At 70.8% G+C, this 21,278-nt stretch carries 20 protein-coding genes; 10 read left to right on the top strand and 10 right to left on the bottom strand.

All coding sequences use genetic code 11. The features are described from left to right. Positions 1-130: 130 nt before the first annotated feature. Both ABTZ89_RS16090 and ABTZ89_RS16085 read right to left on the bottom strand, forming a co-directional pair. Positions 131-763 (bottom strand): class F sortase, encoded by a 633-nt coding sequence (locus ABTZ89_RS16090; RefSeq protein WP_351045138.1) that lies wholly within the window; start codon positions 761-763, stop codon positions 131-133. Then, positions 760-2,166, bottom strand: a complete 1,407-nt coding sequence (locus tag ABTZ89_RS16085; RefSeq protein ID WP_270950013.1) for an MSCRAMM family protein — start codon at positions 2,164-2,166, stop codon at positions 760-762. Before ABTZ89_RS16085 ends, ABTZ89_RS16090 begins: the two co-directional genes overlap by 4 nt. A gap of 423 nt (positions 2,167-2,589) precedes the next feature. Here ABTZ89_RS16085 and ABTZ89_RS16080 point away from each other — a divergent pair, with 423 nt between their 5' ends. Then, positions 2,590-3,381, top strand: coding sequence for a Bax inhibitor-1/YccA family protein (locus ABTZ89_RS16080; RefSeq protein WP_270950012.1), 792 nt, complete (start codon positions 2,590-2,592; stop codon positions 3,379-3,381). A 172-nt stretch (positions 3,382-3,553) separates the two neighbouring features. On the opposite strand, the gene ABTZ89_RS16075 is transcribed toward ABTZ89_RS16080, so the two are convergent. Both ABTZ89_RS16075 and ABTZ89_RS16070 read right to left on the bottom strand, forming a co-directional pair. After that, on the bottom strand, positions 3,554-4,774 hold the full coding sequence (locus ABTZ89_RS16075; RefSeq protein ID WP_270950011.1) for an acetyl-CoA C-acetyltransferase: 1,221 nt from the start codon (positions 4,772-4,774) through the stop codon (positions 3,554-3,556). 186 nt (positions 4,775-4,960) lie between these two features. Then, positions 4,961-5,881: an SGNH/GDSL hydrolase family protein gene (locus ABTZ89_RS16070; RefSeq protein ID WP_270950010.1), complete on the bottom strand. Its 921-nt coding sequence runs from the start codon at positions 5,879-5,881 to the stop codon at positions 4,961-4,963. Between the two features lie 240 nt (positions 5,882-6,121). Here ABTZ89_RS16070 and ABTZ89_RS16065 point away from each other — a divergent pair, with 240 nt between their 5' ends. The 3 genes from ABTZ89_RS16065 (at position 6,122) to ABTZ89_RS16055 (ending at position 9,916) form a co-directional block, all read left to right on the top strand. Continuing rightward, positions 6,122-7,489, top strand: coding sequence for a cystathionine beta-synthase (locus tag ABTZ89_RS16065; protein ID WP_270950009.1), 1,368 nt, complete (start codon positions 6,122-6,124; stop codon positions 7,487-7,489). 102 nt (positions 7,490-7,591) lie between these two features. Then, the gene (locus tag ABTZ89_RS16060) at positions 7,592-8,671 is read left to right on the top strand and encodes a hypothetical protein (RefSeq protein WP_270950008.1); all 1,080 of its coding nucleotides are present in this window, start codon (positions 7,592-7,594) and stop codon (positions 8,669-8,671) included. A gap of 105 nt (positions 8,672-8,776) precedes the next feature. Next, positions 8,777-9,916 (top strand): cystathionine gamma-synthase, encoded by a 1,140-nt coding sequence (locus ABTZ89_RS16055; RefSeq protein ID WP_270950007.1) that lies wholly within the window; start codon positions 8,777-8,779, stop codon positions 9,914-9,916. 55 nt (positions 9,917-9,971) lie between these two features. On the opposite strand, the gene ABTZ89_RS16050 is transcribed toward ABTZ89_RS16055, so the two are convergent. Continuing rightward, a complete protein-coding gene (locus ABTZ89_RS16050; protein ID WP_270950006.1) occupies positions 9,972-10,214 on the bottom strand; it encodes a hypothetical protein in 243 nt (80 codons plus the stop codon). Between the two features lie 185 nt (positions 10,215-10,399). Here ABTZ89_RS16050 and ilvA point away from each other — a divergent pair, with 185 nt between their 5' ends. Next, on the top strand, positions 10,400-11,611 hold the full coding sequence (gene ilvA / locus ABTZ89_RS16045) for a threonine ammonia-lyase (protein ID WP_270950005.1): 1,212 nt from the start codon (positions 10,400-10,402) through the stop codon (positions 11,609-11,611). Between the two features lie 155 nt (positions 11,612-11,766). Here ilvA and hppD read toward each other — a convergent pair whose 3' ends face one another. Then, positions 11,767-12,912: a 4-hydroxyphenylpyruvate dioxygenase gene (gene hppD, locus ABTZ89_RS16040; protein ID WP_351045141.1), complete on the bottom strand. Its 1,146-nt coding sequence runs from the start codon at positions 12,910-12,912 to the stop codon at positions 11,767-11,769. 214 nt (positions 12,913-13,126) lie between these two features. On the opposite strand from hppD, the gene ABTZ89_RS16035 reads away from it, so the two are divergent. Then, positions 13,127-13,615: an Lrp/AsnC family transcriptional regulator gene (locus tag ABTZ89_RS16035; RefSeq protein ID WP_351045131.1), complete on the top strand. Its 489-nt coding sequence runs from the start codon at positions 13,127-13,129 to the stop codon at positions 13,613-13,615. Between the two features lie 111 nt (positions 13,616-13,726). Here the strand turns inward: ABTZ89_RS16035 and greA are convergent, their stop codons facing one another. Together greA and ABTZ89_RS16025 are read right to left on the bottom strand one after the other, a co-directional pair. After that, positions 13,727-14,215 carry a transcription elongation factor GreA gene (gene greA, locus ABTZ89_RS16030; protein WP_270950003.1) on the bottom strand — a complete coding sequence of 163 codons (489 nt, stop codon included), beginning with the start codon at positions 14,213-14,215 and terminating at the stop codon, positions 13,727-13,729. Positions 14,216-14,407: 192 nt separating this feature from the next. Further along, complete coding sequence (locus tag ABTZ89_RS16025) at positions 14,408-14,845, bottom strand: DUF4307 domain-containing protein (RefSeq protein ID WP_270950002.1); 438 nt, start codon at positions 14,843-14,845, stop codon at positions 14,408-14,410. Between the two features lie 190 nt (positions 14,846-15,035). Here ABTZ89_RS16025 and mca point away from each other — a divergent pair, with 190 nt between their 5' ends. Beyond that, the gene (gene mca, locus ABTZ89_RS16020) at positions 15,036-15,917 is read left to right on the top strand and encodes a mycothiol conjugate amidase Mca (protein WP_270950001.1); all 882 of its coding nucleotides are present in this window, start codon (positions 15,036-15,038) and stop codon (positions 15,915-15,917) included. Further along, positions 15,914-16,258 carry a hypothetical protein gene (locus tag ABTZ89_RS16015; RefSeq protein ID WP_351045126.1) on the top strand — a complete coding sequence of 115 codons (345 nt, stop codon included), beginning with the start codon at positions 15,914-15,916 and terminating at the stop codon, positions 16,256-16,258. The genes mca and ABTZ89_RS16015 overlap by 4 nt, the downstream gene beginning before the upstream one ends. A 104-nt stretch (positions 16,259-16,362) precedes the next feature. Here ABTZ89_RS16015 and xylB read toward each other — a convergent pair whose 3' ends face one another. Both xylB and ABTZ89_RS16005 read right to left on the bottom strand, forming a co-directional pair. Further along, the gene (gene xylB / locus ABTZ89_RS16010) at positions 16,363-17,742 is read right to left on the bottom strand and encodes a xylulokinase (RefSeq protein ID WP_351045123.1); all 1,380 of its coding nucleotides are present in this window, start codon (positions 17,740-17,742) and stop codon (positions 16,363-16,365) included. A 33-nt stretch (positions 17,743-17,775) separates the two neighbouring features. Beyond that, a complete protein-coding gene (locus ABTZ89_RS16005) occupies positions 17,776-18,594 on the bottom strand; it encodes a DeoR/GlpR family DNA-binding transcription regulator (protein ID WP_351045120.1) in 819 nt (272 codons plus the stop codon). A 270-nt stretch (positions 18,595-18,864) separates the two neighbouring features. On the opposite strand from ABTZ89_RS16005, the gene ABTZ89_RS16000 reads away from it, so the two are divergent. Further along, positions 18,865-19,371, top strand: coding sequence for a DUF4232 domain-containing protein (locus tag ABTZ89_RS16000; RefSeq protein ID WP_351045117.1), 507 nt, complete (start codon positions 18,865-18,867; stop codon positions 19,369-19,371). Positions 19,372-19,453: 82 nt separating this feature from the next. After that, the coding region (locus ABTZ89_RS15995) for a thioredoxin domain-containing protein (protein ID WP_351045114.1) at positions 19,454-21,278 on the top strand (1,825 nt) is incomplete at its 3' end.

The raw sequence follows: 21,278 nt of genomic DNA, 5'->3' as shown, positions 1-21,278 counted from the left end.
GCGATGCCGAGCAGGCGCGCCGCCGCTTCCGGCCGTTCCTGGGTGAACTCCAGGCACGCCACCTGCTCGGCGATGCCGGCGGTCATCGGCATGTCCCGGATGTCCACCGGCCCCTTCTCGTCGTCGCGGGTCAGGCCGGGGTGGCGATGACGATGCGGTTCTCGTCGTAGCCGAGGTCGCCGCCGACGTAGCGGCCGCCGCAGGTCACCAGGACCAGGCGGTGCTCACCGCCCTGGCCGAACAGCTCGCCGGCCCGGGACGGCAGGTCGTCCTTGTGCACCGTGACGACCTCCGACACCTGGTAGCGCCACTCCTCGCCGCTGTCGTCGACGACGGTCACCGGCTGGCCGGGAGCGGAGTCCCACAGCTCGGCGAACGGTCCGACCGCGCCCTTCCAGTTGACGTGCCCGGCCAGCACCGTCGCGCCCTTCGGCGCGTCGAGCCCGGCGCCCCACCAGGTCGCCTCGTCGACGCCGTCGGGCACCGGCAGCGTGCCGGACCGGTCGATCTCCTTGCGCACGAGCTCGGCCGTGCCGCCCTGCGGCAGCCGGATGGTGCCCGGCGGTTGTCCCGCCGGGACGTGCACCGGCTGCACGGGCAGATCGCGTGGAGCCGCCGCGGCGGCCCGGCCTTGTCCAGCGCGGTCCGCGGCGGTGGTGGTGGCGGGTTCGGTGACCAGGTTCCCGGCGACCAGCACGGCCGCCGCGACCAGGGCGATCACCGCGGCCGCCACCACGAGTAACAGGGAACGGCGCCGGGTCACTGCTTCCGCGCCCCGATCCGCCGGCGCAGCGCGAAGCCGGTCCCGCCGATCACGGTCACCGCGGTCAGGCCGGCGAGGCCGAGCAGCCCGGCGGGCACGCCGGATTCGGGCGTCGGGTCACCGGCCGGGATGCGGATCGGCACGGTCGGTGTGTTGGGCTTGTTGACCAGGCTCAGCTCCAGCGTCCGGCCGCCCTCGACGGTGCCGGTCACCGACGGCGGGTTGGCCTCGTCGAACGCCTCCTCGTAGCCCGGTGCGGGCTTGACCTCGACGATCTTGATCTCCTGCGGGGTCCGCAGGTCGGCGATCTCCGCGGTGCCGTCGTCGCCGGTGACGACCACGGCGGGCTGGCCGTCCTCGCCGACCAGCGGCGTCCCGTCCTGGCGCACGGCGGGGGAGCCGTCCGCGGCGGTCACCCGCAGCGAGACACCGGCGATCCCGGCCTGGCTCTCGGAGTCGGTCTTGCCGACCTTCACCACGCCCGGCGCGGTCACCGCGGTGGTCTCGGCCTCGACGGAGAGCTCCTGCTCGCCGCCGGTGGACACCACGCGCTGGGTGGTGTCGGGCTGGTTGACGGCCTGCCGCACGTACGGCCGATCGGCCGGGGCGGACAGCTTCCCGGTGATCTTCGGGTTCGGCCCGGTCGGGGTCACCTGGAGCTTCAGCGGGCTGCCGTCCTCCGGCGTGGTGACCGCGCCGTCGTCGCCGACGCCCTCGATCTCGACGTCGGTGGGGGACAGCTGCACCGGCACGCCGCCGATGCCCTTGCCGTCGGTGCGCTGCACGGTCAGCGTCCACTCCGCGGCCTGGCCGATGGTCTGCTCGCCCTCCGGGGCGGTCAGCTCCGCTTCCCACGGGCCGCGGTTCTCGCCGGCCTCGGCCTTGAACGACTCGACCTTGGCCTTGGCGCTCTCCGGGAGCTTGGCGAGGTGGGCGTCGGCGTCGTAGGCGATCCGGGTGAAGTCGTTGTCCGGGTCCAGGTCGGCCTGGCTGCGCGGCGCGGCGGTCCAGGAGTGCAGCAGGTGCGCCAGCGCGGCGGCCTCGTCGGGCGACTGCGTGTTGCCGTAGCGCAGCAGCAGGTAGGAGATGTCGGCTGCGGTGTCCTCGGGGATCGCGGTGCCCCACTTGGTCTTGAGCTCGTCGCCCGGCTGGTACTCCTCGCCGCTGTCCGGCGCGGTCAGCGCGAACTGCACGCACCACACCTGCTGGCCGTTGACGAGGTAGGACCCCAGCCAGTCGCGATCGGGTTCCGGGTTGTTCCGGTACGGCTGCCCGGGCCGGGTCTCGTGGCCGACCGCCTCCTGCGGGTCGGCGCTCGCGGCACCGGGGACCGCCAGCAGGCTCCCCCCGGTGAGCACGGCGGTGCCCAGCACCGCCGTGACCCACTTCTTGAACATGCGCATGCGTGCTCCAGTTCTGGTGGAAGTGATCCGGCGCCGCGCGTTCGTTCCGCTGAACCCCGACCAGGAATCGCGCAGCTGCCCAGCGCGATACTTCCGATCACTGAGCGTGGCGACAAGAGGTCATACGGTGGACGAGGATGATCACGCGGTGTGGAGAACCGGGCATTCGCGACGGGTTCTGATCACCCGTTGAGCCGAGTCGAGTGGTGGCGCTCACTAAGCGGTGATCACTGGTTGCACCGGTGCGAAAAGGTTGGCGACGCGATGTGATCGACATCGCGCGAAAATCGATACCGAGTAGTTTCCGGGGGAGATGGGGAGATCCCCGATCGGACGGTAAAGTCGGCTTTACCGAACCGGGAACCGGTCAGCGCTCCTGAGCGTTGTTCCGAGTGACGGCGCAAGCACGCCCAGGAGGATGAGTTGCGCACAACGAGCAACCCCGCGTTCCGCAACCTGCCGACGACCGGCGGTTACGCGAACTTCAACTACGGCCAGGGGCAGGCCCCCTCGCCCTTCGGCGAGGCGACCGCCGCGCCGCCGCAGGCCTCTCGGCCGATGACGATCGACGACGTGGTCACCAAGACCGCGATCACCCTCGCCCTGGCGGTGGTCACCGGCACGCTGACCTACCTGGTGGGCCCGTCCGCCGTCGCGCTGGCGCTGCCGGCCGCGATCATCGGCCTGGTGCTCTCGCTGGTCATCATCTTCAAGAAGAAGGTCAGCCCCGGGCTGGTCATCGCCTACTCGGCGGTCGAGGGCGTGTTCCTCGGCGGGATCAGCTTCATGTTCGCCAGGTGGGTCGGGAACCCGGGCATCATCATGCAGGCCATCGCGGGCACCATCGGTGTCTTCGCGGCCATGCTGGTGGTCTACAAGACGGGCGCCATCCGGGTCACCCCGAAGCTGACCAAGTGGATCATCGGTGCGGCCGCCGGTGCCGCCGTGCTGATGCTGGTGAACCTGATCGCCAGCTTCTTCACCGCGGGCGGCCTGGGGCTGCGCGACGGCGGCATGCTGGCCATCGGCTTCAGCCTGCTGTGCATCGGCATCGCCGCGTTCAGCTTCCTGCTGGACTTCGACGCGGCCGACCAGGCGATCAAGAGCGGCGTGGACGCCAAGTTCTCCTGGTACATCGCCTTCGGCCTGATGACCACCCTGGTCTGGCTCTACCTGGAGATCCTCCGCCTGCTCTCGTACTTCCAGCGGGACTGAGGAACTTCCCAGCGCGAAACGGGGCGCCGCTGTCCACTTCGGACGGCGGCGCCCCGTTCTGTTCGCGGTGTTGTTTTGCCTGGTAGGTGCCCGTGAGCACTTTGTGTTGCTATAGCACCCCAAAGTGCTCACGGGTCCTGACCAGGCCAAACGTTCTGCGCTGGCGGAACCCTCAGCTGAGGCGCTCGAGGACCATGGCCATGCCCTGGCCGCCGCCGACGCACATGGTTTCCAGGCCGAACTGCTTGTCGTGCCACTGCAGGGAGTTGATCAGCGTCGTGGTGATGCGGGCGCCGGTCATGCCGAACGGGTGGCCCACCGCGATCGCACCGCCGTTGACGTTCAGCTTCTCCAGCGGGATGCCCAGGTCCTGGTAGGACGGGATCACCTGGGCGGCGAACGCCTCGTTGATCTCCACCAGGTCGATGTCGCCGATGCCCATGCCGGCGCGCTTGAGCGCCTGCTTCGACGCCTCCACCGGACCCAGGCCCATGATCTCCGGCGACAGCCCGGAGACGCCGGTGGACACGATCCGCGCCAGCGGGGTCAGGCCCAGCTGCTTGGCCTTGGTGTCGCTCATGATCACCAGGGCGGCGGCGCCGTCGTTGAGCGGGCAGCAGTTGGCCGCGGTGATCCGGCCGTCCGGGCGGAACACCGGCTTGAGGCCGGACACGCCCTCCTTGGTCACGCCCGCGCGCGGGCCGTCGTCGGAGTCGACGACGGTGCCGTCCGGGGTGGTGACCGGCGTGATCTCGCGGGCCCAGAAGCCGTTGGCGATCGCCTTCTCGGCCAGGTTCTGCGAGCGGACGCCGAAGTCGTCCATCTCGTCGCGGCTGATGCCCTTGACCCGCGCCAGGTTCTCCGCGGTCTGCCCCATCGGGATGTAGACGTCCGGCACCAGGTCCAGGGTGCGCGGGTCGGTCCACGAGTCCGCGCCCTGCTCGGCGGTCTGCTGGGTGCGGGCCTGGGCGTCGGCGAACAGCGGGTTCTTGGTGTCCTCGAGCGAGTCGGAGTTGCCCTTGGCGAACCGGGAGACCATCTCGACGCCGGCGCTGATGAACACGTCGCCCTCGCCGGCCTTGATCGCGTGCAGCGCCATCCGGGTGGTCTGCAGGCTCGACGAGCAGTAGCGGGTGACGGTGGTGCCGGGCAGCTGGTCGTAGCCGAGCAGCACCGAGACCACGCGCGCCATGTTGTAGCCCTGCTCGCCGCCGGGCAGGCCGCAGCCGAGCATCAGGTCGTCGATCTCGTTCGGGTCGAGCTCGGGCACCTTGTCCAGCGCGGCGCGGACGACCTGCGCGGTGAGGTCGTCCGGGCGGAGGTCCTTCAGCGACCCCTTGCCTGCGCGGCCGATGGGGGATCGCGCGGTGGCGACGATGACTGCTTCGGGCATGGGAACTCCTTCGTTCGCGGTCGTGGGCGCGAATCGGTGACCTGCCGCGCGTGGCCCGCACGACTTGACCTACTGGTCGGTCACTTTAAGGCCGGATACCCCATCTTGGCGGTGATGGCAGTCACGGAACAAGAGCACAACCGACCGTTTGGTATGTCATGGCGCACGCCACGCGGATCGAGCCCTTCAGCGCGAGCGGCGGTGCAGGTGGCGGTTCAGGCCGGCCACGATGCGGCTGGTCGGGCGACGGGCCTCGGCCGCCTTGGACCGGGTCGGCGCAGCAGGCATCGGCCCGCCCTCCCACTCGCCGATCGCCGCGCACATCGCGGGCAGCAGGATCGCCGCCGCGGCCTCGTACCCGGCCGCCGACGGGTGGAACCGGTCCGGGCTGAAGAACTCGCTCGGCCGGGCCAGGAACTCCGGCGACAGCAGGTCGGCCAGCGGAACGGCGCGCCCGCCGGAGGCCTCCACCACCCGGCGCTGAGCGCGGCCGAGCGCCAAGCTCCACCGCCGCGCGACCGACCGCAGCGGCTGCGGGATGGGCCGGATCGCGCCCAGGTCGGGGCAAGTGCCGACGACCACGGCCACATCGGCTTCGACCAGCCGCCGCACCGCATCGCCCAGCAGCTCGGCGCACGCCGAGACCGCCAGCTTCGAGGTGACGTCGTTGGCCCCGACGATGATCAGCGCCAGCCTCGGCGGCCGCACCAGCACCGCGTCGACCTGCGCGGACAGCTCCTGCGAGGTGGTGCCGACGATGGCGCGGGTGGTCAGCGCGACCGGTCGGTCCAGCTCCTCGGCGAGCCCGCGCGCCAGCCGCACCCCGGGCAGTTCGGCCGGGAAGTCCACGCCCAGCCCGGCCGCGGACGAGTCGCCGAGCACCGCGAACTCCAGCGGCTCGACGTCGAGCAGCTCGTAGCGCGGCACCGGGCCGGTGCCGTCGGGCAGGTGGACGCCGTCGGCGCGCACCGGTTCGTTGCTCGGCGGACCGATCACCCGCCGCGCGTACTTGGACTGACCGTTGAGCAGCCCGTAGGCGGCGCCGGAGATCCCGCCGGCCGTGCCGGCTGCCAGCAGTGCGAGACGGAGCGCCTTCGCTGCGATCATGCGGCCCTCCCTGAACCGGGCCGTTCCGGGATCCACCGGTCGGCCGCGTCGAACGGGATGGGTCATGGTCACCCGCGTTCGCCCCGCGCGCGCGGCGAACGCTCCCGTTATTCGCAAGACGTCGGAGAACGCGAAATCGTTCCCGATCGGTGTGTCGCCGGGAAGGTCCGATGAGTTACCCGGTGACCTGCCGATTAGGCTCGACGCAACACAGCAGTTCGGAAGGATCGAGGACCGAACGTGGACTACGTCGAGCACGTCACCGACCTGGTGGGCAACACCCCCTTGGTGCGGTTGAACGCGGTGGCGACCGGCCAGGCGAAGGTGCTGGCCAAGGTCGAGTACCTGAACCCGGGCGGCAGCGTGAAGGACCGCATCGCGCTGCGCATGATCGAGGTCGCCGAGGCCTCGGGCGAGCTGAAGCCCGGCGGGACCATCGTGGAGCCGACCTCCGGAAACACCGGAGTCGGCCTGGCCATGGTCGCCCAGCGCAAGGGCTACCGGTGCGTCTTCGTCTGCCCGGACAAGGTCAGCGAGGACAAGCGCAACGTCCTCAAGGCTTACGGCGCGGAGGTCGTGGTCTGCCCGACCGCGGTTCCGCCGGAGCACCCGGACTCCTACTACAGCGTCTCCGACCGCCTGGTCGAGGAGATCGACGGCGCCTGGAAGCCGGACCAGTACTCCAACCCGGCCAACCCGGAGTCGCACGTGCACTCCACCGGCCCGGAGATCTGGGCGCAGACCGAGGGCAAGGTGACGCACTTCGTCGCCGGCGTCGGCACCGGCGGCACCATCTCCGGCACCGGGCAGTACCTGAAGAAGGTCTCCGGCGGGCAGGTGCGCGTCGTCGGCGCCGACCCGGAGGGCTCGGTCTACTCCGGCGGCAACGGCCGTCCGTACCTGGTGGAGGGCGTCGGCGAGGACTTCTGGCCGACCACCTACGACCGGGAGATCTGCGACGAGATCGTCGCGGTCTCCGACGCCGACTCCTTCGAGATGACCCGGCGGCTGGCCCGCGAGGAGGCGCTGCTGGTCGGCGGTTCCTGCGGGATGGCGGTCGCGGCGGCGCTGCGGATCGCGGAGACCGCCGACCCGGACGACGTGATCGTGGTGCTGCTGCCCGACGGCGGCCGCGGCTACCTGACCAAGGTCTTCAACGACTCCTGGATGGCCTCCTACGGCTTCCTGTCGCCGGACCACGCCGGTGGTTCGGTCGGCGACGTGCTGCGCCGCAAGGACGGCACCATCCCGGCCCTGGTCCACGTTCACCCGAACGAGACAGTCGCCGAGGCGGTGGCGATCATGCGCGAGTTCGGCGTCTCGCAGATGCCGGTGGTGCGCGCGGAGCCGCCGATCATGGCCGCGGAGGTGGCCGGCGCGGTCAACGAGCGGGACTTGCTGGACGCCCTTTTCGCAGGTCGCGCGAACCTCGCCGACCGGATCGAGGAGCACATGTCGCCGCCGCTGCCGACCATCGGCGCGGGCGAGGAGGTCAGCGCCGCGATGACCGCGCTGGCCGGGGCCGACGGCGCGATGGTGCTCATCGACGGGAAGCCCGCCGGCGTCGTCACACGTCAGGACGTTCTCGGTTTCATCGCCGGGCGATGACGAGTTGTTACGGAATGGCACTACGCTGCTGATCCATCAGATAGCGTGTGCTCTCGAATGCCCAGGCTTTCGCATTACGCCCCGAGGGAGTAGGACAACCCGATGAGCTCTCCGCAGCCGCCGGACGGCGGTCAGCAGGGTTCGGACCCCATCTCGAACCGGATGGACCCGCAGGACCCCAACCAGGCCGGCAGCGACGCGACTCAGGTCGTGAAGCCCGTGCAGTCGCAGGGGCAGGCAGCGCAGCCGCCGTCCGACTCGACGCAGGTCGTTCCGCCGTCGATGCAGCCGCCGCAGCCGATGTACCAGCAGCCCGGCCTGTCCGGCCAGGGCGGTGCGGCTGAGGCGACTGCGATGGTGCCGCCGTCGATGCAGCCCCCGCAGCCCATGTACCAGCAGCCGGGCACCCAGAGCCAGCCGGGCGGCTTCCCGGCCCAGCCGCAGCAGTCGGGCCCGCCGAGCGGCGGCTTCCCGGCCCCGCAGGCCCAGCCGGGCTACGGCGCCCAGCCCCCGGCGGCCTACGGCCAGGCCCCCCAGGGCCAGGGCAACAAGGGCCTGGCGCTGACCGTCGGTTGGATCGCCGCGGTCATCGGTGGTATCGCCGCGATCTTCTACCTGATCGGCACCTTCCTCCTCGGCAGTGCCTACGCGGTGTACGACCAGGCCAAGTCGTCGCTCGAGCAGCTCGGCAGCAGCACCGACGGCTTGCCGGAGCTGCCGTCGTACGGCCTGATGGTGACGATCTACATCGCGGTCACGATCGCTGCGATCGTGCTCTGCACCGGCGGCATCATGACCATCCTGCGGAAGAACGTGGGCCCGTTGCTGATCGTCGGCGCTGAGGCGCTGTACCTGATCTGCTCGGTAGTGCTCCTCTTCAGCGGGTACGTCCAGGGCGCCAGCATCATCGGAGCCATCCTGGGCATGCTCGCCGGCATCGCCATCGGTGTGCTGGCCATGCTGCCGGGTACCCGCGAGTGGGTCGCCGCTGGTGCGGGTGCCTCGGCTCCTGCGGCCGCCGGCGGCTACGGCGCGCCGCAGGGCTTCGGCCAGCCGGGTCAGCCCGGTCAGCCGGGCCAGTTCGGCCAGCCGCAGCAGGGCTTCGGCCAGCCCGGCCAGCAGCCGGGTCAGCAGCCCGGCGGCTTCCCGCCGCCCGGTGGCCCCCAGCCTCCCCAGTGGTGACCAGCTGAGCTGACGCGAAGCGGCCCCCGACCGGTCCGGTCGGGGGCCGCTCTGCGTTCCGGGGTCGAGTCGGCCGATCGGCCCACAGGTCGTACGCTGCTCGTCATGAGTGATGGCTTTGCCACCCGCGCGATTCATGCGGGGCAGGAGGCGGATCCGACGACCGGTTCGGTGATCGTGCCGATCCACGCCACGTCGACCTACGCCCAGGACGGGGTGGGCGGCATGCGCGGGGGTTACGAGTACTCGCGCACCGGCAACCCGACCCGCACCGCGCTGGAGCAGTGCCTGGCCGAGCTGGAGGGCGGTCGCCACGGGCGCGCCTTCGCCTCCGGCATGGCCGCCACCGACGCGGTGCTGCGCGCGACGCTGCGCCCGGGTGACCACCTGGTCATCCCGGACGACGCCTACGGCGGCACGTTCCGGTTGATCGACAAGGTCCTCACCAGCTGGGGAGTGGAGTACACCCCGGCGCAGGTGTCCGATGTGGACGCGGTGCGGGCGGCGATCCAGCCGAACACCAAGGTGATCTGGGTCGAGACCCCCACCAACCCGCTGCTCAACATCGCCGACATCGCCGCGCTGGCGCAGGTGTCCCGCGAGGCCGGCACGAAGCTGGTCGTGGACAACACCTTCGCCTCGCCGTTCCTCCAGCAGCCGCTGGAGCTCGGCGCGAACGTCGTGGTGCACTCGACGACCAAGTACCTGGGCGGGCACTCCGACGTGGTCGGCGGTGCCGTGATCACCTCCGACGACGAGCTGGCCGAGCAGATCGCGTTCCTGCAGAACGGTGCCGGCGCGGTGCCGGGCCCGTTCGACGCGTTCCTCACCATGCGCGGCGTCAAGACCCTCGCGGTCCGCATGGAGCGGCACAGCGCCAACGCGGAGCGGATCGTCGCCGCGCTGGCCGGTCACCCCAAGGTCTCGAAGGTCCTGTACCCGGGCCTGGCGGAGCACCCGGGCCACGAGGTCGCGGCCAAGCAGATGCGGCACTTCGGCGGGATGGTCTCGTTCCTGCACGCCGACGGCGAGGAGGCCGCGCTGGAGGTCTGCGCGCGCACCCGCCTGTTCACGCTGGCCGAGTCGCTGGGCGGCGTCGAGTCCCTGATCGAGCACCCGGGCCGCATGACGCACGCGAGCACCGCGGGCTCGATGCTCCAGGTCCCGGCCGAGCTCGTCCGCCTTTCGGTCGGCATCGAAGAAGCCGACGACCTGGTGGAGGACATCCTCCAGGCGCTTGGCTGATCTTCGAACGTTCGCGCGGGCCGTCCATCCGACCGGGTGGGCGGCCCGTGGTGTTTCAGCGCGCCAGGGCGGGTTCGCCGCTGCCCAGGTCTGCCGGGGGACGGGGGCTGATCGGGAGGTCGTCGGGCTGCAGGCAACCGCCGATCAGCTCGACCACGTCGTCGCGCACCCGGTAGGCGCCGGGGTCGTCGCACCCGGATTGCAGCACCGCGAAGACCGCAGCGCCGGACAGCGCAGCCGCCGTGGCCACGCCGGTGACCAGTGGGAGGACGCGGTTCGTCGAGGTCAGCTGCGACATGCGTCCTCCTGTCCGGTGGGTCTGCGGGGTGGTCCCGGGTCGCGGTGCTCGGCTGCCGGGAGTGCTCGACGGTCGCGCCCGGCCCCCTCCGCGACGCTGCGCCCGGCGCGCTGACCGGCCGCTCCTTCGAGGGTACCGAACGTGTTGCTCGAGTGACCGCCGATTCGCGGTGGCACGATTGGCGCATGCGGCTGGTCGACCTGGACCGGATCCGGGCCGCTGACGTCGAACTTGCCGGGATCGCGCGGCGAACCCCGCTCGAGCACTCCCGCGTGCTCGGTCAGCACCTCGGCGGCGACGTCTTCCTGAAGTGCGAGAACCTCCAGCGCACGGGCTCGTTCAAGCTCCGCGGGGCTTACGTGCGGCTGCGGGCGCTGGACGAGGCGCAGCGCGTGGCCGGGGTGGTCGCAGCCAGCGCCGGGAACCACGCGCAGGGTGTCGCGCTGGCCGCATCGCTGCTCGGGATCCGGGCGACGGTGTTCATGCCGGAGCGCGCTCCGCTGCCGAAGCTGGCGGCGACCAGGGCCTACGGCGCCGACGTCCGGATGCACGGCGCGGTCCTGGAGGAAAGCCTCGCCGCGGCGCGGGAATACGCCCGCCGCACCGGCGCGGAGTTCATCCACCCCTACGACCACCCGGACATCGTCGCTGGTCAGGGGACTGTTGGTCTGGAGATCCTGGCGCAGCTGCCGGAGGTACGCACCATCGTCGTGCCGACCGGGGGCGGTGGGCTGGTCTCCGGGATCGCCGCTGCGGTGAAGGCCGAGCACCCGCAGGTCCGGGTGCTCGGGGTGCAGGCGGAGCGAGCTGCGGCGTGGCCGGTCTCGCTGGCGGCGGGCAAGCCGGTGCGGTTGGCCGACACCCAGACGATGGCCGACGGCATCGCGGTCGCCGAACCCGGCCCGGTGCCGTTCGCGCACGTGTCGGAGCTGGTCGACGGGGTCCTCGCGGTCAGCGAGGAAGGGCTGTCGAGGGCGCTGCTGCTGTGCTTGGAGCGGGCGAAGCTGGTGGTCGAGCCGGCGGGAGCGGCGGCGGTCGCGGCGTTGCTGGAGCACCCCGAGCAGGTCGTCGGCCCGGCGGTGGCGGTGCTGTCCGGCGGGAACATCGATCCGCTGCTGCTGCTCCAGCTCATCCAGCACGGCATGACCGCGGCGGGCCGCTACCTGTCGCTGCGCATCCGCATCCCGGACCGACCCGGATCCCTCGCGGGCCTGCTGGCCAAGCTCGGCGAGCTGACCGCGAACGTCCTGGACATCGAGCACTCGAGGATCTCCGGGGCCCTGGCGCTGGGCGAGGTGGAGGTCGAGATCTCCTTGGAAACCCGAGGTCCGGAGCACCGGGAACAGGTGATCCACGAACTCGAATCCGCCCACTACACCATCCTCGCCAACCGCTGAGGTGACCGCAGTTTCAATTGAAACTGCGCTCTCCCGGCGTGTCGGACGCCCGACACGCCGGGAGATGTGGACAGGTGCCCCCTCCTGTGGAGAACTTCCGCAATTTCAATGGAAATCGGAGGTCCAATTTCCATTGAATTTGCGGAGATCCCTGGTCAGAGGTTGCCTCGGCGCTCTTGCTCTCGCTCGATTGCTTCGAAGAGGGCTTTGAAGTTGCCCTTGCCGAAGCCGAGGGAGCCGTGGCGCTCGATCAGCTCGTAGAACACCGTGGGGCGGTCGCCGATCGGTTTGGTGAAGATCTGCAGGAGGTAGCCGTCCTCGTCGCGGTCGACGAGGATGCCGTGCTCCTTCAGCGTCTCGATCGGCACCCGCACCTCGCCGATGCGCGCGCGCAGCTCCGGGTCGTCGTAGTAGGCGTCCGGCGTGTTCAGGAACTCCACGCCGGCGGCCCGCATCGCGGTGACCGTCTTGATGATGTCGCCGGTGGCCAGCGCGATGTGCTGGCAGCCGGAGCCCCGGTAGAACTCCAGGTACTCGTCGATCTGCGACTTGCGCTTGCCCGCGGCCGGCTCGTTGAGCGGGAACTTGACCCGGTGGTTGCCGTTGGCCACCACCTTGCTCATCAGCGCCGAGTAGTCGGTGGCGATGTCGTCGCCGACGAACTCGGCCATGTTCACGAAGCCCATGACCCGGTTGTAGAACTCCACCCAGGTGTTCATCTGGCCGAGTTCGACGTTGCCGACGCAGTGGTCGACGGCCTGGAACAGCCGCTTGGGCGAGTCCGCGGGCTTGACGTAGCTGCCCCGCTGCTCGACGTATCCGGGCAGGTAGGGGCCGGTGTAGCGGCTGCGGTCGAGCAGCGTGTGGCGGGTCTCGCCGTAGGTGGCGATCGAGGCGGTGCGGACTGTGCCGTGCTCGTCGGACACGTCGTGCGGTTCTTCCAGCACGGTCGCGCCCTGCGCCCGCGCGTGCTCCACGCACTTGTCCACGTCGAGCACGTCCAGGGCCAGGTCGACGACGCCGTCGCCGTGCCGCCGGTGGTGGTCGGCCAGCGGGCTGTCCGGGTCGACGGCGCCTTTGAGCACGAAGCGCGCCGAACCGGACTTGAGCACGAACGCCTTGTGGTCGCGGTTGCCGTTCTCCGGTCCGGAGTAGGCGACCAGTTCCATCCCGAACGCCACCTGGTAGAACAGCGCGCTCTGGGTGGCGTTGCCGACGACGAACACCACCGCGTCGAGCGCCCTGACCGGGAACGGGTCCTTCGCGTCGTCGTGCTCGACGAGACCGATGAGGCGGCGCATCTGGTCGAAGGTCACGTCGTCGAGCTGTTCGGTCTGACTGCCGTGGTTGACGGTGCCGGTCACGATGGCCTCCCCCGGTTCGCTCCATCGGTGATGAGCTCAGCGTGCGCGGACAGGTCATCCTGGGCAACAGCGGTTGATTCCGGTGCGCAATCTGACCAGTATTCGATCGGAACTACTGGTTGGATCGGTCAACCTGAGCAGGAGATGTGACGTGGCTCCCAATGTCGAGGGTCTGGACGCGCTGGACGCGCGCCTGCTGCTGTTGCTGGCCGACGAGCCGCGCTTGGGCGTGCTGGAGTGCTCCCGCCGGCTGGGCGTCGCGCGCGGCACCGTGCAGGCGCGGATGGACCGGCTGGTGCAGCGGGGAATCCTGCTGGGCTTCCCGCCGGACCTGGACCTGGCGGCGATGGGCTACGGCCTGACGGCCTTCGCGGTCCTGGAGATCGCCCAGGGGCACCGGGGGGTGGTGGCCGAGCAGCTGGCCGCGATCGACGAGGTGTGCGAGGTGCACGCGACGACCGGGCAGGGCGACTTGTTCGTGCGCATGGTGGCCCGCTCCAACGCGGATCTGCAGCGGGTGATCGACGAAGTCGTCAGCGTTACCGGAGTGCGCCGCACATCGACGTCGATCGCTCTCTCCACCCCGGTTCCGCCCAGAGTCCGCCCGCTCTTGGAACGCCTCGCGGAAACGGGGGAATAAAGCACCGCGGGTGCCCGAAGTGGGGAACCCGCGGTGCAAGATTCGTTGAGTTCTCTGCAGAACTCGCTTTTCTCCTGTGCTTTAGCGCAACCGCTATCCGGTGCGGGAAAGTCAGCCGTTGAAGGGCTCGGCCTTGACCAGGGTGACCTTCATCGAGCCGCCGTTGGGCAGCTCGTACTCGCGGGTCTCGCCTTCCTTGGCGTCCAGCAGGGCCTGGCCCAGCGGGGAGCTCGGGGAGTAGACCTCCAGCTCTCCGTGCGCGCCCTCCTCGCGGGTGGCCAGCAGGAACTTCTCGGTCTCGTCCTCGCCGTCGTAGCGGACGGTCAGCACCGAACCGGGGCGGGCCACACCGGACTCGGTGGGCACGTCACCGACCTTGGCGGTGCGCAGCAGTTCCTGCAGCTGGCGGATGCGGGCCTCGATCTGGCCCTGCTCCTCGCGGGCGGCGTGGTACCCGCCGTTCTCGCGGAGGTCGCCCTCCTCGCGGGCCTCGTTGATCTTCGCGGCGATCACCGGGCGGTTGGCCACGAGCTCGTCCAGCTCACCCTTGAGCCGGTCGTAAGCATCCTGGGTCAGCCAGGTCACCTGGGTCTCGCTCACGGTCACCACTCCTCGTCGACTGCGTCCCGCGACTCCTCGCGGGCCAATTGCATTTCCGCGCTATTTCTGGGCTCGATGGCCAAGTAACGGAAAAACACGGCCCGCGCGGGGCCGTGCCTGTGCTCGACGATAGCACGAACCTACACGCCGAGGGGCTGCATTTTCCCAGCGCCCGGCGTGGAACGCTTGTCTTCACCCAGTTGGCCGTAGGTGGTTGGACAAATATTCAGGAACGTTGTAGGTGCAGCCGTACACCTCCCCGGTGGCCGGTTGGGAGGACGTGCGCACCACAGTCTCCTGCCTGGTCACGCCATCCGCTGGTTGGATGAGGACTTCCTTGCGGCCGACCTCCAGGCCGGACTTCGCCCGGGAGCGCACCACGCACTCGGCGGGGCGCTGCGGATCGTCGCGCTGGACCTCGACCACGATGCGGACGGACTGGTCGTCGATGATCTCGAAGGCGACCTGCTTGCCCTCGATGGGAGCGGTGCCGAGGTTCTGGTAACCGACGTAGGTCGCACCGAGCAGGACGACGAACACGACCGCGAAGAGCAACCAGCGGAGCCCGGGGCGCGGTCGCTTTTTCGCGCGCGCCCCGTACCGGTCCTCGGGGATCTGCGGGTGCGTCACCGGCTCGGGAAGCCTTTCGCCTGCGGTCTGGCCGAGCCCCGCTTGTGGGGGCTGGCACTCGGTGCATCGGGCCCACCGGGAACAATGGAGCCCGACATCCACGTTAAGTATCCCTGGGGCGTCCTGCGGCCTGTGAGCGGGGCCGTGTTCAGGAGAGACGCTGCACGAGCATGGAGGGGACCACCGGGCGATGGCGGACAAGCTGCGGCTGATGACGGTGCACGCGCACCCGGATGACGAGTCCAGCAAGGGTGCGGCGACCACCGCGCGCTACGTGGCCGAGGGGCACGAGGTGATGGTGGTCACCTGCACCGGGGGTGAAGCGGGCAGCATCCTCAACCCGGCCATGGACCGGCCGGAGGTGGTCGAGAACCTGACCGAGGTCCGCCGCCAGGAGATGGCCACCGCGGCCGAGATCCTCGGCGTGCAGCACCGCTGGCTGGGCTTCGTCGACTCCGGCCTGCCGGAGGGCGACCCGCCCCCGCCGCTGCCGGAGGGCGTTTTCGCGACCACGCCGCTCGAGGTGTCGACCCGCGAGCTGGTGAAGGTCATCCGCGAGTTCCGCCCGCACGTGGTGATCACCTACGACGAGAACGGCGGTTACCCGCACCCGGACCACATCCGGTGCCACGAGATCTCGGTGGCGGCTTTCGACGCCGCGGGTGACCCCGACCTGTACCAGGACGCCGGGGAGACCTGGCAGCCGCTGAAGCTGTACTACTCGCACGGCTTCTCCCGCAAGCGCATGCACCTGTTCCACGAGGCGCTGCTGTCGCGGGGCATGGAGTCGCCCTACGGCGAGTGGCTGGCCAAGTGGGATTCGTCGCGCCCGGACCCGGACGAGCGGGTCACCACGCGCGTCGTGTGCGCCGACTACTTCGAGCAGCGCGATGACGCCCTGCGCGCCCACGCGACGCAGATCGACCCGACCAGCCGGTGGTTCGCGGTGCCGCTGGACATCCAGCAGGAGCTGTGGCCGACCGAGGACTACGAGCTGGTCCGCTCCCTGGTCGACACCACGTTGCCGGAGGACGACCTGTTCTCCGGTGTGCAGGAGAAGGTGTGCGCATGACTGCCCAGGAAACGGCGGCCTACGTGATCGCGCAGGCCCCGGTACCGCCGAACGACCCGGGTGGCCAGGGCGAGGACTTCGGCAAGTCCTCCCCGGTCGGCCTGGTCCTGCTGATCCTGTTCGCCATCGCGGTGGTCTTCCTGATCCGCTCGATGACCAAGCACCTCCGCAAGCTCCCGGTCTCGTTCGACGAGGAGAAGGCGGCCGCGGCAGCGCCGGCGAAGGTCAAGCGAGCCGAAGCGGCGAAGGCGAAGGCGGAAGCCGAAGCGGCGTCGGAAGGCGAAGCCCGGTCCGAAGCCGAGCCCAGCGAGGCGAAGCAGGGCAAGGACGAAACCCCCTAGCGGGGGCTGAAGAGCGGGGCCGTCCGGGACTACCGGGCGGCCCCGCTCTCGTCTCACCCGTCGGTCGCAGCTGCTGAAGCCCTTTGAACAGCCCGGACGACGGATCAGTCGCCGTGGACCCGGGTGAAGGCTTCGCGGTGGTGCTCGCGGATGCGTTCGCCTGCCGAGGGGTCGGTGACGTCCAGTTCCGCCGAGCCGGTCAGGGGCCAGGTCGGTTGGTCGCCGGTCAGGGCCCAGGCCGCTTGGCGGGCTGCGCCGAGGGCGACGTACTCCGCGGGGGCGGGGACCGTGACCGGGACGCCGAAGACCTGGGGTGCTGCGACCTGGACCGCCTTCGACTGGGCCGCACCGCCGATGAGGAGCACCCGGCGGACCTCGACGCCTTGTTCGCGGAGGGCTTCGACGCCTGCTGCGAGGCCGCAGAGCATTCCTTCGACCGCTGCCCGGGCCAGGTTCTGCGGGGTCATGTTGTCGCGGCGCAGGCCCATGAGGGTGCCGCTGGCGTTCGGCAGGTTCGGGGTGCGCTCGCCGTCGAGGTACGGCAGCAGGACGAGGTCGTCCGCTCCCGGCTCGGCCTGGCACGCCAACCGGTCGAACTCGGCCATCTCCACGCCCAGCAGCGCGGCCGTCGAGGTGAGCACCCGGGCCGCGTTGAGCGTGCACACCAGCGGCAGGAACCGCCCGGTGGCATCGGAGAACCCGGCGATCGTGCCGGTCGGGTCGGCGCTCGGGCGGTCCGCCGAGGCGAACACCGTGCCGCTGGTGCCCAGCGACACCACGACGTCACCAGGGCCGATCGCCAAGCCCAGTGCGGCGCCCATGTTGTCGCCGGTCCCGGCCGACACGAGCTTGCCGTCCGGGGTGTGACCTGCGGTTTCGGCCGGGCCGAGGACTCGGGGCGTGCGGGGGTTGCGGCCGCCGAAGGCGGTGGCCAGCACGTCCGGGCGGTAGCGGCCCTCGCGCGGCGACCAGTAGCCGGTGCCGGAGGCGTCGCCGCGGTCGGTGACCAGCTCACCGGTCAGGCGCCAGGTCAGCCAGTCGTGGGGGAGCAGGACGTCGGTGACCCGGTCGGCCAGCTCCGGCTCGTGCTCGGCCATCCACCGCAGCTTGCTGACCGTGAAGCTGGCCACCGGCACCAGACCGACCGCGTCGGCGCAGGCCTGCGCTCCGCCGAGCTCCTCGGTCAGGTCGAGCGCGGCCTGCGCGGAGCGGTTGTCGTTCCACAGCAGCGCCGGGCGGACCACCTCACCGCCTTCGTCCAGCGCCACCAGGCCGTGCTGCTGCGCTGCGACACCGATGGCGGCCACGTCGTCGAGCAGTCCGCCGGTGGCGGTGGTGAGCGCTTCCCACCAGTCGCCCGGGTCGGCGACCGTGCCGTCCGGGTGCGGTGCGCGGCCCTGCCGCAGCACCTGACCGGTCTCGCTGTCGCACACCACGACCTTGGTCGACTGGGTGGAGGAGTCGACGCCGGCGACCAGGCTCATCGAGCGCCCTCCTCGGCCGAGCGGGCCGGGCTGTCAGCTGAGCGCATCGGTTCCCCCGTCTGGCTCGGGTATCGGCACGACGCGCACCTCGGTGTCGAAACCGCGCAGCGCGTCCAGTTCCGCCTCCGGTGTGGCGGCATCGGTGATGACCAGGTCGTAGGCGCCCACGTCGCCGTGCGCGAACGGGGACGTCCGGCCGAACTTGGAGTGGTCGACCAGCAGCACGTTGCGCTCCGCGCGCCCGACGATGCGCTCCTTGATCTCGGCGTAGTCCCGGACCGGGTGGAACAGGTGGCCCTCGGTGACCGTCGTGGCCGATACGAACGATACGTCGGCGCGCAGCCCGGACAGCGCCTCCAGCACCTCCGGGCCGGTGCACGAGTCGAACTCGGCGCGGTAGCGGCCGCCCAGCAGCCCCACCTCGTGCCCGGCGCCGGCGAGGATCTTCGCGACGGTCAACGAGTTGGTGAACACCCGCAGCGACTCGACCTCCGCGACCCGGCGGGCCAGCGGGAACACCGTGCTGGAGTCGTCGATCAGCAGCGTCATGCCCGGCTCGACCTCGGCGGCGCCCGCGGCGGCCAGCGCTTCCTTCTCGGCGACCTGCAGGCTGACCCGGAAGCGCGTCGCGGTCTCCAAGGTCAGCGACGGGTAGGCGGTCACCCGGCCGCGCAGCTTGCGCACCAGCCGCCGCTCGACGAGCGCGTCGAGGTCGCGGTGCATCGTCATCAGGCTGACCTCGAAGTACTCAGCGAGATCGGTGATGCGGACCTCGCCGTGCTCGACGACCCGCCGCAGTTCGTCCTGCCGCCGCTGCTCGACGACGGCGTCCGGCGGCCGTGCCCTGCCCACCACGGCTACTCCCCGCGCATCGTCTTCGTCGACGTCAAAACCGCTCCCGAGGTCGCTCTCGCTCTTAACACATTTTCTGAGAAGTCCTCGTCCTACTCAAGCACGTCCAGGTATCGGAAGGAGGTTCAGCCCCAGGACGCGCGAGCGAGCACCGGGTTGCGCCGGAGTGGGCAATCAGACGATCGGGGTGATGTCGGCAACCGCCACCACGCCGAGGCGTCTTCCGGGGTGAAAGGAACGAACCGCAGAGATCAACAGTGGAGCCTTTCCATGAGCACGTTCTTCCGCCGCAGTGCGTTCGGTGCCTCGCTCGCGGTCGCCGCGATCGCCGGGTTCGGGTTCAACGCGTCCCAGGCGCTCGCGACGCCGCCGCCCCCGCCGCCGAGCGCCTGCGGGATCAGCGGCTCCTCCGGGACCATCGCGCAAGCCGACAGCACGGCGGGCCACACGCACTACCGCGTCACGCTAACGGCCAACGAGGGAACCTCGGCGTGCACGTTGTCCGGTTGGGCCGTCGAACCGACGTTCTTCCTCGGCAAGTCGCCCGTCGACGTGCAGCCCCAGCCCTACGGGCAGCCCGAGGACGTCGCCTTCGGCCCCGGATCCCCGGTCCACTTCGACGTCCAGGTGCCCAACAGCGGTGACGCTGATCCCGCCGACCGCGTGATCTTCGAGCTCCCGGAGCTGGACGGCCCCGAGGGGACCAACGGCTGGGCGGTCGGCGACATCGCTGTCGGCGCAGGCACCCAGATCGGCCCGATCCAGCCCGGCGCCTGAGGCCCGGTCGCTGCGGGCGGGCCCGGTCGTGATCGGGCCCGCCCTGTGGTGGGGCGCCGGGGCCGAGTGGGAGGCTGGGCGCATGGCTAACCGGCTCGCGGGCGCGACCAGCCCCTACCTGCTCCAGCACGCCGACAACCCGGTCGACTGGTGGCCCTGGTCGCCGGAGGCGTTCGCCGAGGCCCGGCGCCGCAATGTGCCGGTCCTGCTGTCCGTCGGGTACGCCGCCTGCCACTGGTGCCACGTGATGGCGCACGAGTCCTTCGAGGACGCCGAGACCGCTCGGCTGATGAATGAGCACTTCGTCAACGTCAAGGTGGACCGCGAGGAGCGGCCGGACATCGACGCGGTCTACATGGAAGCCACCCAGGCCATGACCGGGCAGGGCGGCTGGCCGATGACCTGCTTCCTCACCCCGGACGGCGAGCCGTTCCACTGCGGCACCTACTACCCGGTGTCGCCGATGTCCGGGATGCCGTCGTTCCAGCAGCTGCTGGACGCCGTGGCGCAGGCCTGGAGCGGTCGCGGCGACGAGGTCCGCAAGGCCGCGAGCCGGGTGGTCGAGCAGCTGTCCGCGCAGCGCGCGCCGCTCCCGGAGACCATCTTGGACGACGAGGTGCTGGCCGGGGCGGTCTCCCGGCTGCACGCCGAGTTCGACGCCGCGCACGGCGGGTTCGGCGGCGCGCCGAAGTTCCCGCCGTCGATGGTGCTGGAGTTCCTGCTGCGCCACCACGAACGGCTCGGCGAACCGGGCAGCGGGCATTCGGCGCTGGAGCTGGCCAAGGACACCGGCGAAGCCATGGCCCGCGGCGGCATCTACGACCAGCTCGCGGGCGGGTTCGCGCGCTACGCCGTGGACAACGCCTGGGTGGTCCCGCACTTCGAGAAGATGCTCTACGACAACGCCCTGCTGCTCCGCGCGTACGCGCACCTGGCGCGGCTCGGCGATCCGCTCGGCGAGCGGGTGACCCGCGAGACCGCCGAGTTCCTGCTGACCGACCTGCGCACGCCGGAAGGCGGCTTCGCGGCATCGCTGGACGCCGACACCGAGGGCGTCGAAGGCCTGACCTACGTGTGGACGCCGGACCAGCTGCGCGAGGTGCTCGGGGCGGAGGACGGCGACTGGGCGGCGGAGCTGCTGGAGGTGACCGAGGAGGGCACCTTCGAGCACGGCGCCTCGACCTTGCAGCTCAAGCGCGACCCGGACGACGCGGCCCGCTGGCGGCGGGTCCGCGACAGCCTCCGCGAAGCCCGCGACCGCCGTCCGCAGCCGGGCAAGGACGACAAGGTCGTCACCGCCTGGAACGGCATGACCATCTCAGCGCTGGTGGAAGCCGCCGCCACGCTCGACGAACCGGCCTGGCTGGACGCGGCTGCTGCTGCCGCTGACCTGCTGCTCTCGCTGCACCTGGTGGACGGCCGGCTGCGCCGGACCTCGCGGAACGGGGAGGTCGGGACCGCCGCGGGTGTGCTCGAGGACTACGGCTGCTTCGCGGAGGGCCTGCTCTCGCTGCACCAGGCCACGGCCGACCCGCGCTGGCTGGACGCGGCCTGCGAGCTGCTCGACACGGCGCTGGACCAGTTCGCCGACACCGAGCACCCGGGAACCTTCCACGACACCGCGGCCGACGCAGAAGCGCTGGTCCGCCGCCCCTCCGACCCGACCGACAACGCGAGCCCCTCCGGGGCCGCTGCGCTCACCTCCGCCCTGCTCACCGCTGCCGCGCTCGCCGGCCCGGAGCGCACAGCGCGCTACCGCAGCGCTGCGGAGCAGGCGCTGTCACGCGCCGGACTGCTCGCGCAGCGCGCTCCCCTTCCGCGCCTACTGCTACAACGAGCTGGCGGAGAACCGCTGGATGCTGGCCTCCGCCGAGCGCTTCGCCGGCAAGCCCGGCGTGCCGTCGGTG

Source organism: Saccharopolyspora sp. NPDC002686 (assembly GCF_040295745.1).
GTDB lineage: Bacteria > Actinomycetota > Actinomycetes > Mycobacteriales > Pseudonocardiaceae > Saccharopolyspora > Saccharopolyspora oryzae.
Note: the sequence above shows the minus strand (reverse complement) of the source record. Positions and strands in the feature narration are given on the sequence as shown.

What these genes read in the sequence shown, in the direction of transcription:
- ABTZ89_RS16085 (WP_270950013.1), bottom strand. Translation starts at nt 2,166, where the DNA reads ATGCGCATGTTCAAGAAGTGGGTCACGGCGGTGCTGGGCACCGCCGTG.
- ABTZ89_RS16075 (WP_270950011.1), bottom strand. Translation starts at nt 4,774, where the DNA reads ATGCCCGAAGCAGTCATCGTCGCCACCGCGCGATCCCCCATCGGCCGC.
- ABTZ89_RS16070 (WP_270950010.1), bottom strand. Translation starts at nt 5,881, where the DNA reads ATGATCGCAGCGAAGGCGCTCCGTCTCGCACTGCTGGCAGCCGGCACG.
- ABTZ89_RS16060 (WP_270950008.1), top strand. Translation starts at nt 7,592, where the DNA reads ATGAGCTCTCCGCAGCCGCCGGACGGCGGTCAGCAGGGTTCGGACCCC.
- ABTZ89_RS16055 (WP_270950007.1), top strand. Translation starts at nt 8,777, where the DNA reads ATGAGTGATGGCTTTGCCACCCGCGCGATTCATGCGGGGCAGGAGGCG.
- ABTZ89_RS16050 (WP_270950006.1), bottom strand. Translation starts at nt 10,214, where the DNA reads ATGTCGCAGCTGACCTCGACGAACCGCGTCCTCCCACTGGTCACCGGC.
- ilvA (WP_270950005.1), top strand. Translation starts at nt 10,400, where the DNA reads ATGCGGCTGGTCGACCTGGACCGGATCCGGGCCGCTGACGTCGAACTT.
- hppD (WP_351045141.1), bottom strand. Translation starts at nt 12,912, where the DNA reads ATGCGCCGCCTCATCGGTCTCGTCGAGCACGACGACGCGAAGGACCCG.
- mca (WP_270950001.1), top strand. Translation starts at nt 15,036, where the DNA reads ATGGCGGACAAGCTGCGGCTGATGACGGTGCACGCGCACCCGGATGAC.
- ABTZ89_RS16015 (WP_351045126.1), top strand. Translation starts at nt 15,914, where the DNA reads ATGACTGCCCAGGAAACGGCGGCCTACGTGATCGCGCAGGCCCCGGTA.
- xylB (WP_351045123.1), bottom strand. Translation starts at nt 17,742, where the DNA reads ATGAGCCTGGTCGCCGGCGTCGACTCCTCCACCCAGTCGACCAAGGTC.
- ABTZ89_RS16000 (WP_351045117.1), top strand. Translation starts at nt 18,865, where the DNA reads ATGAGCACGTTCTTCCGCCGCAGTGCGTTCGGTGCCTCGCTCGCGGTC.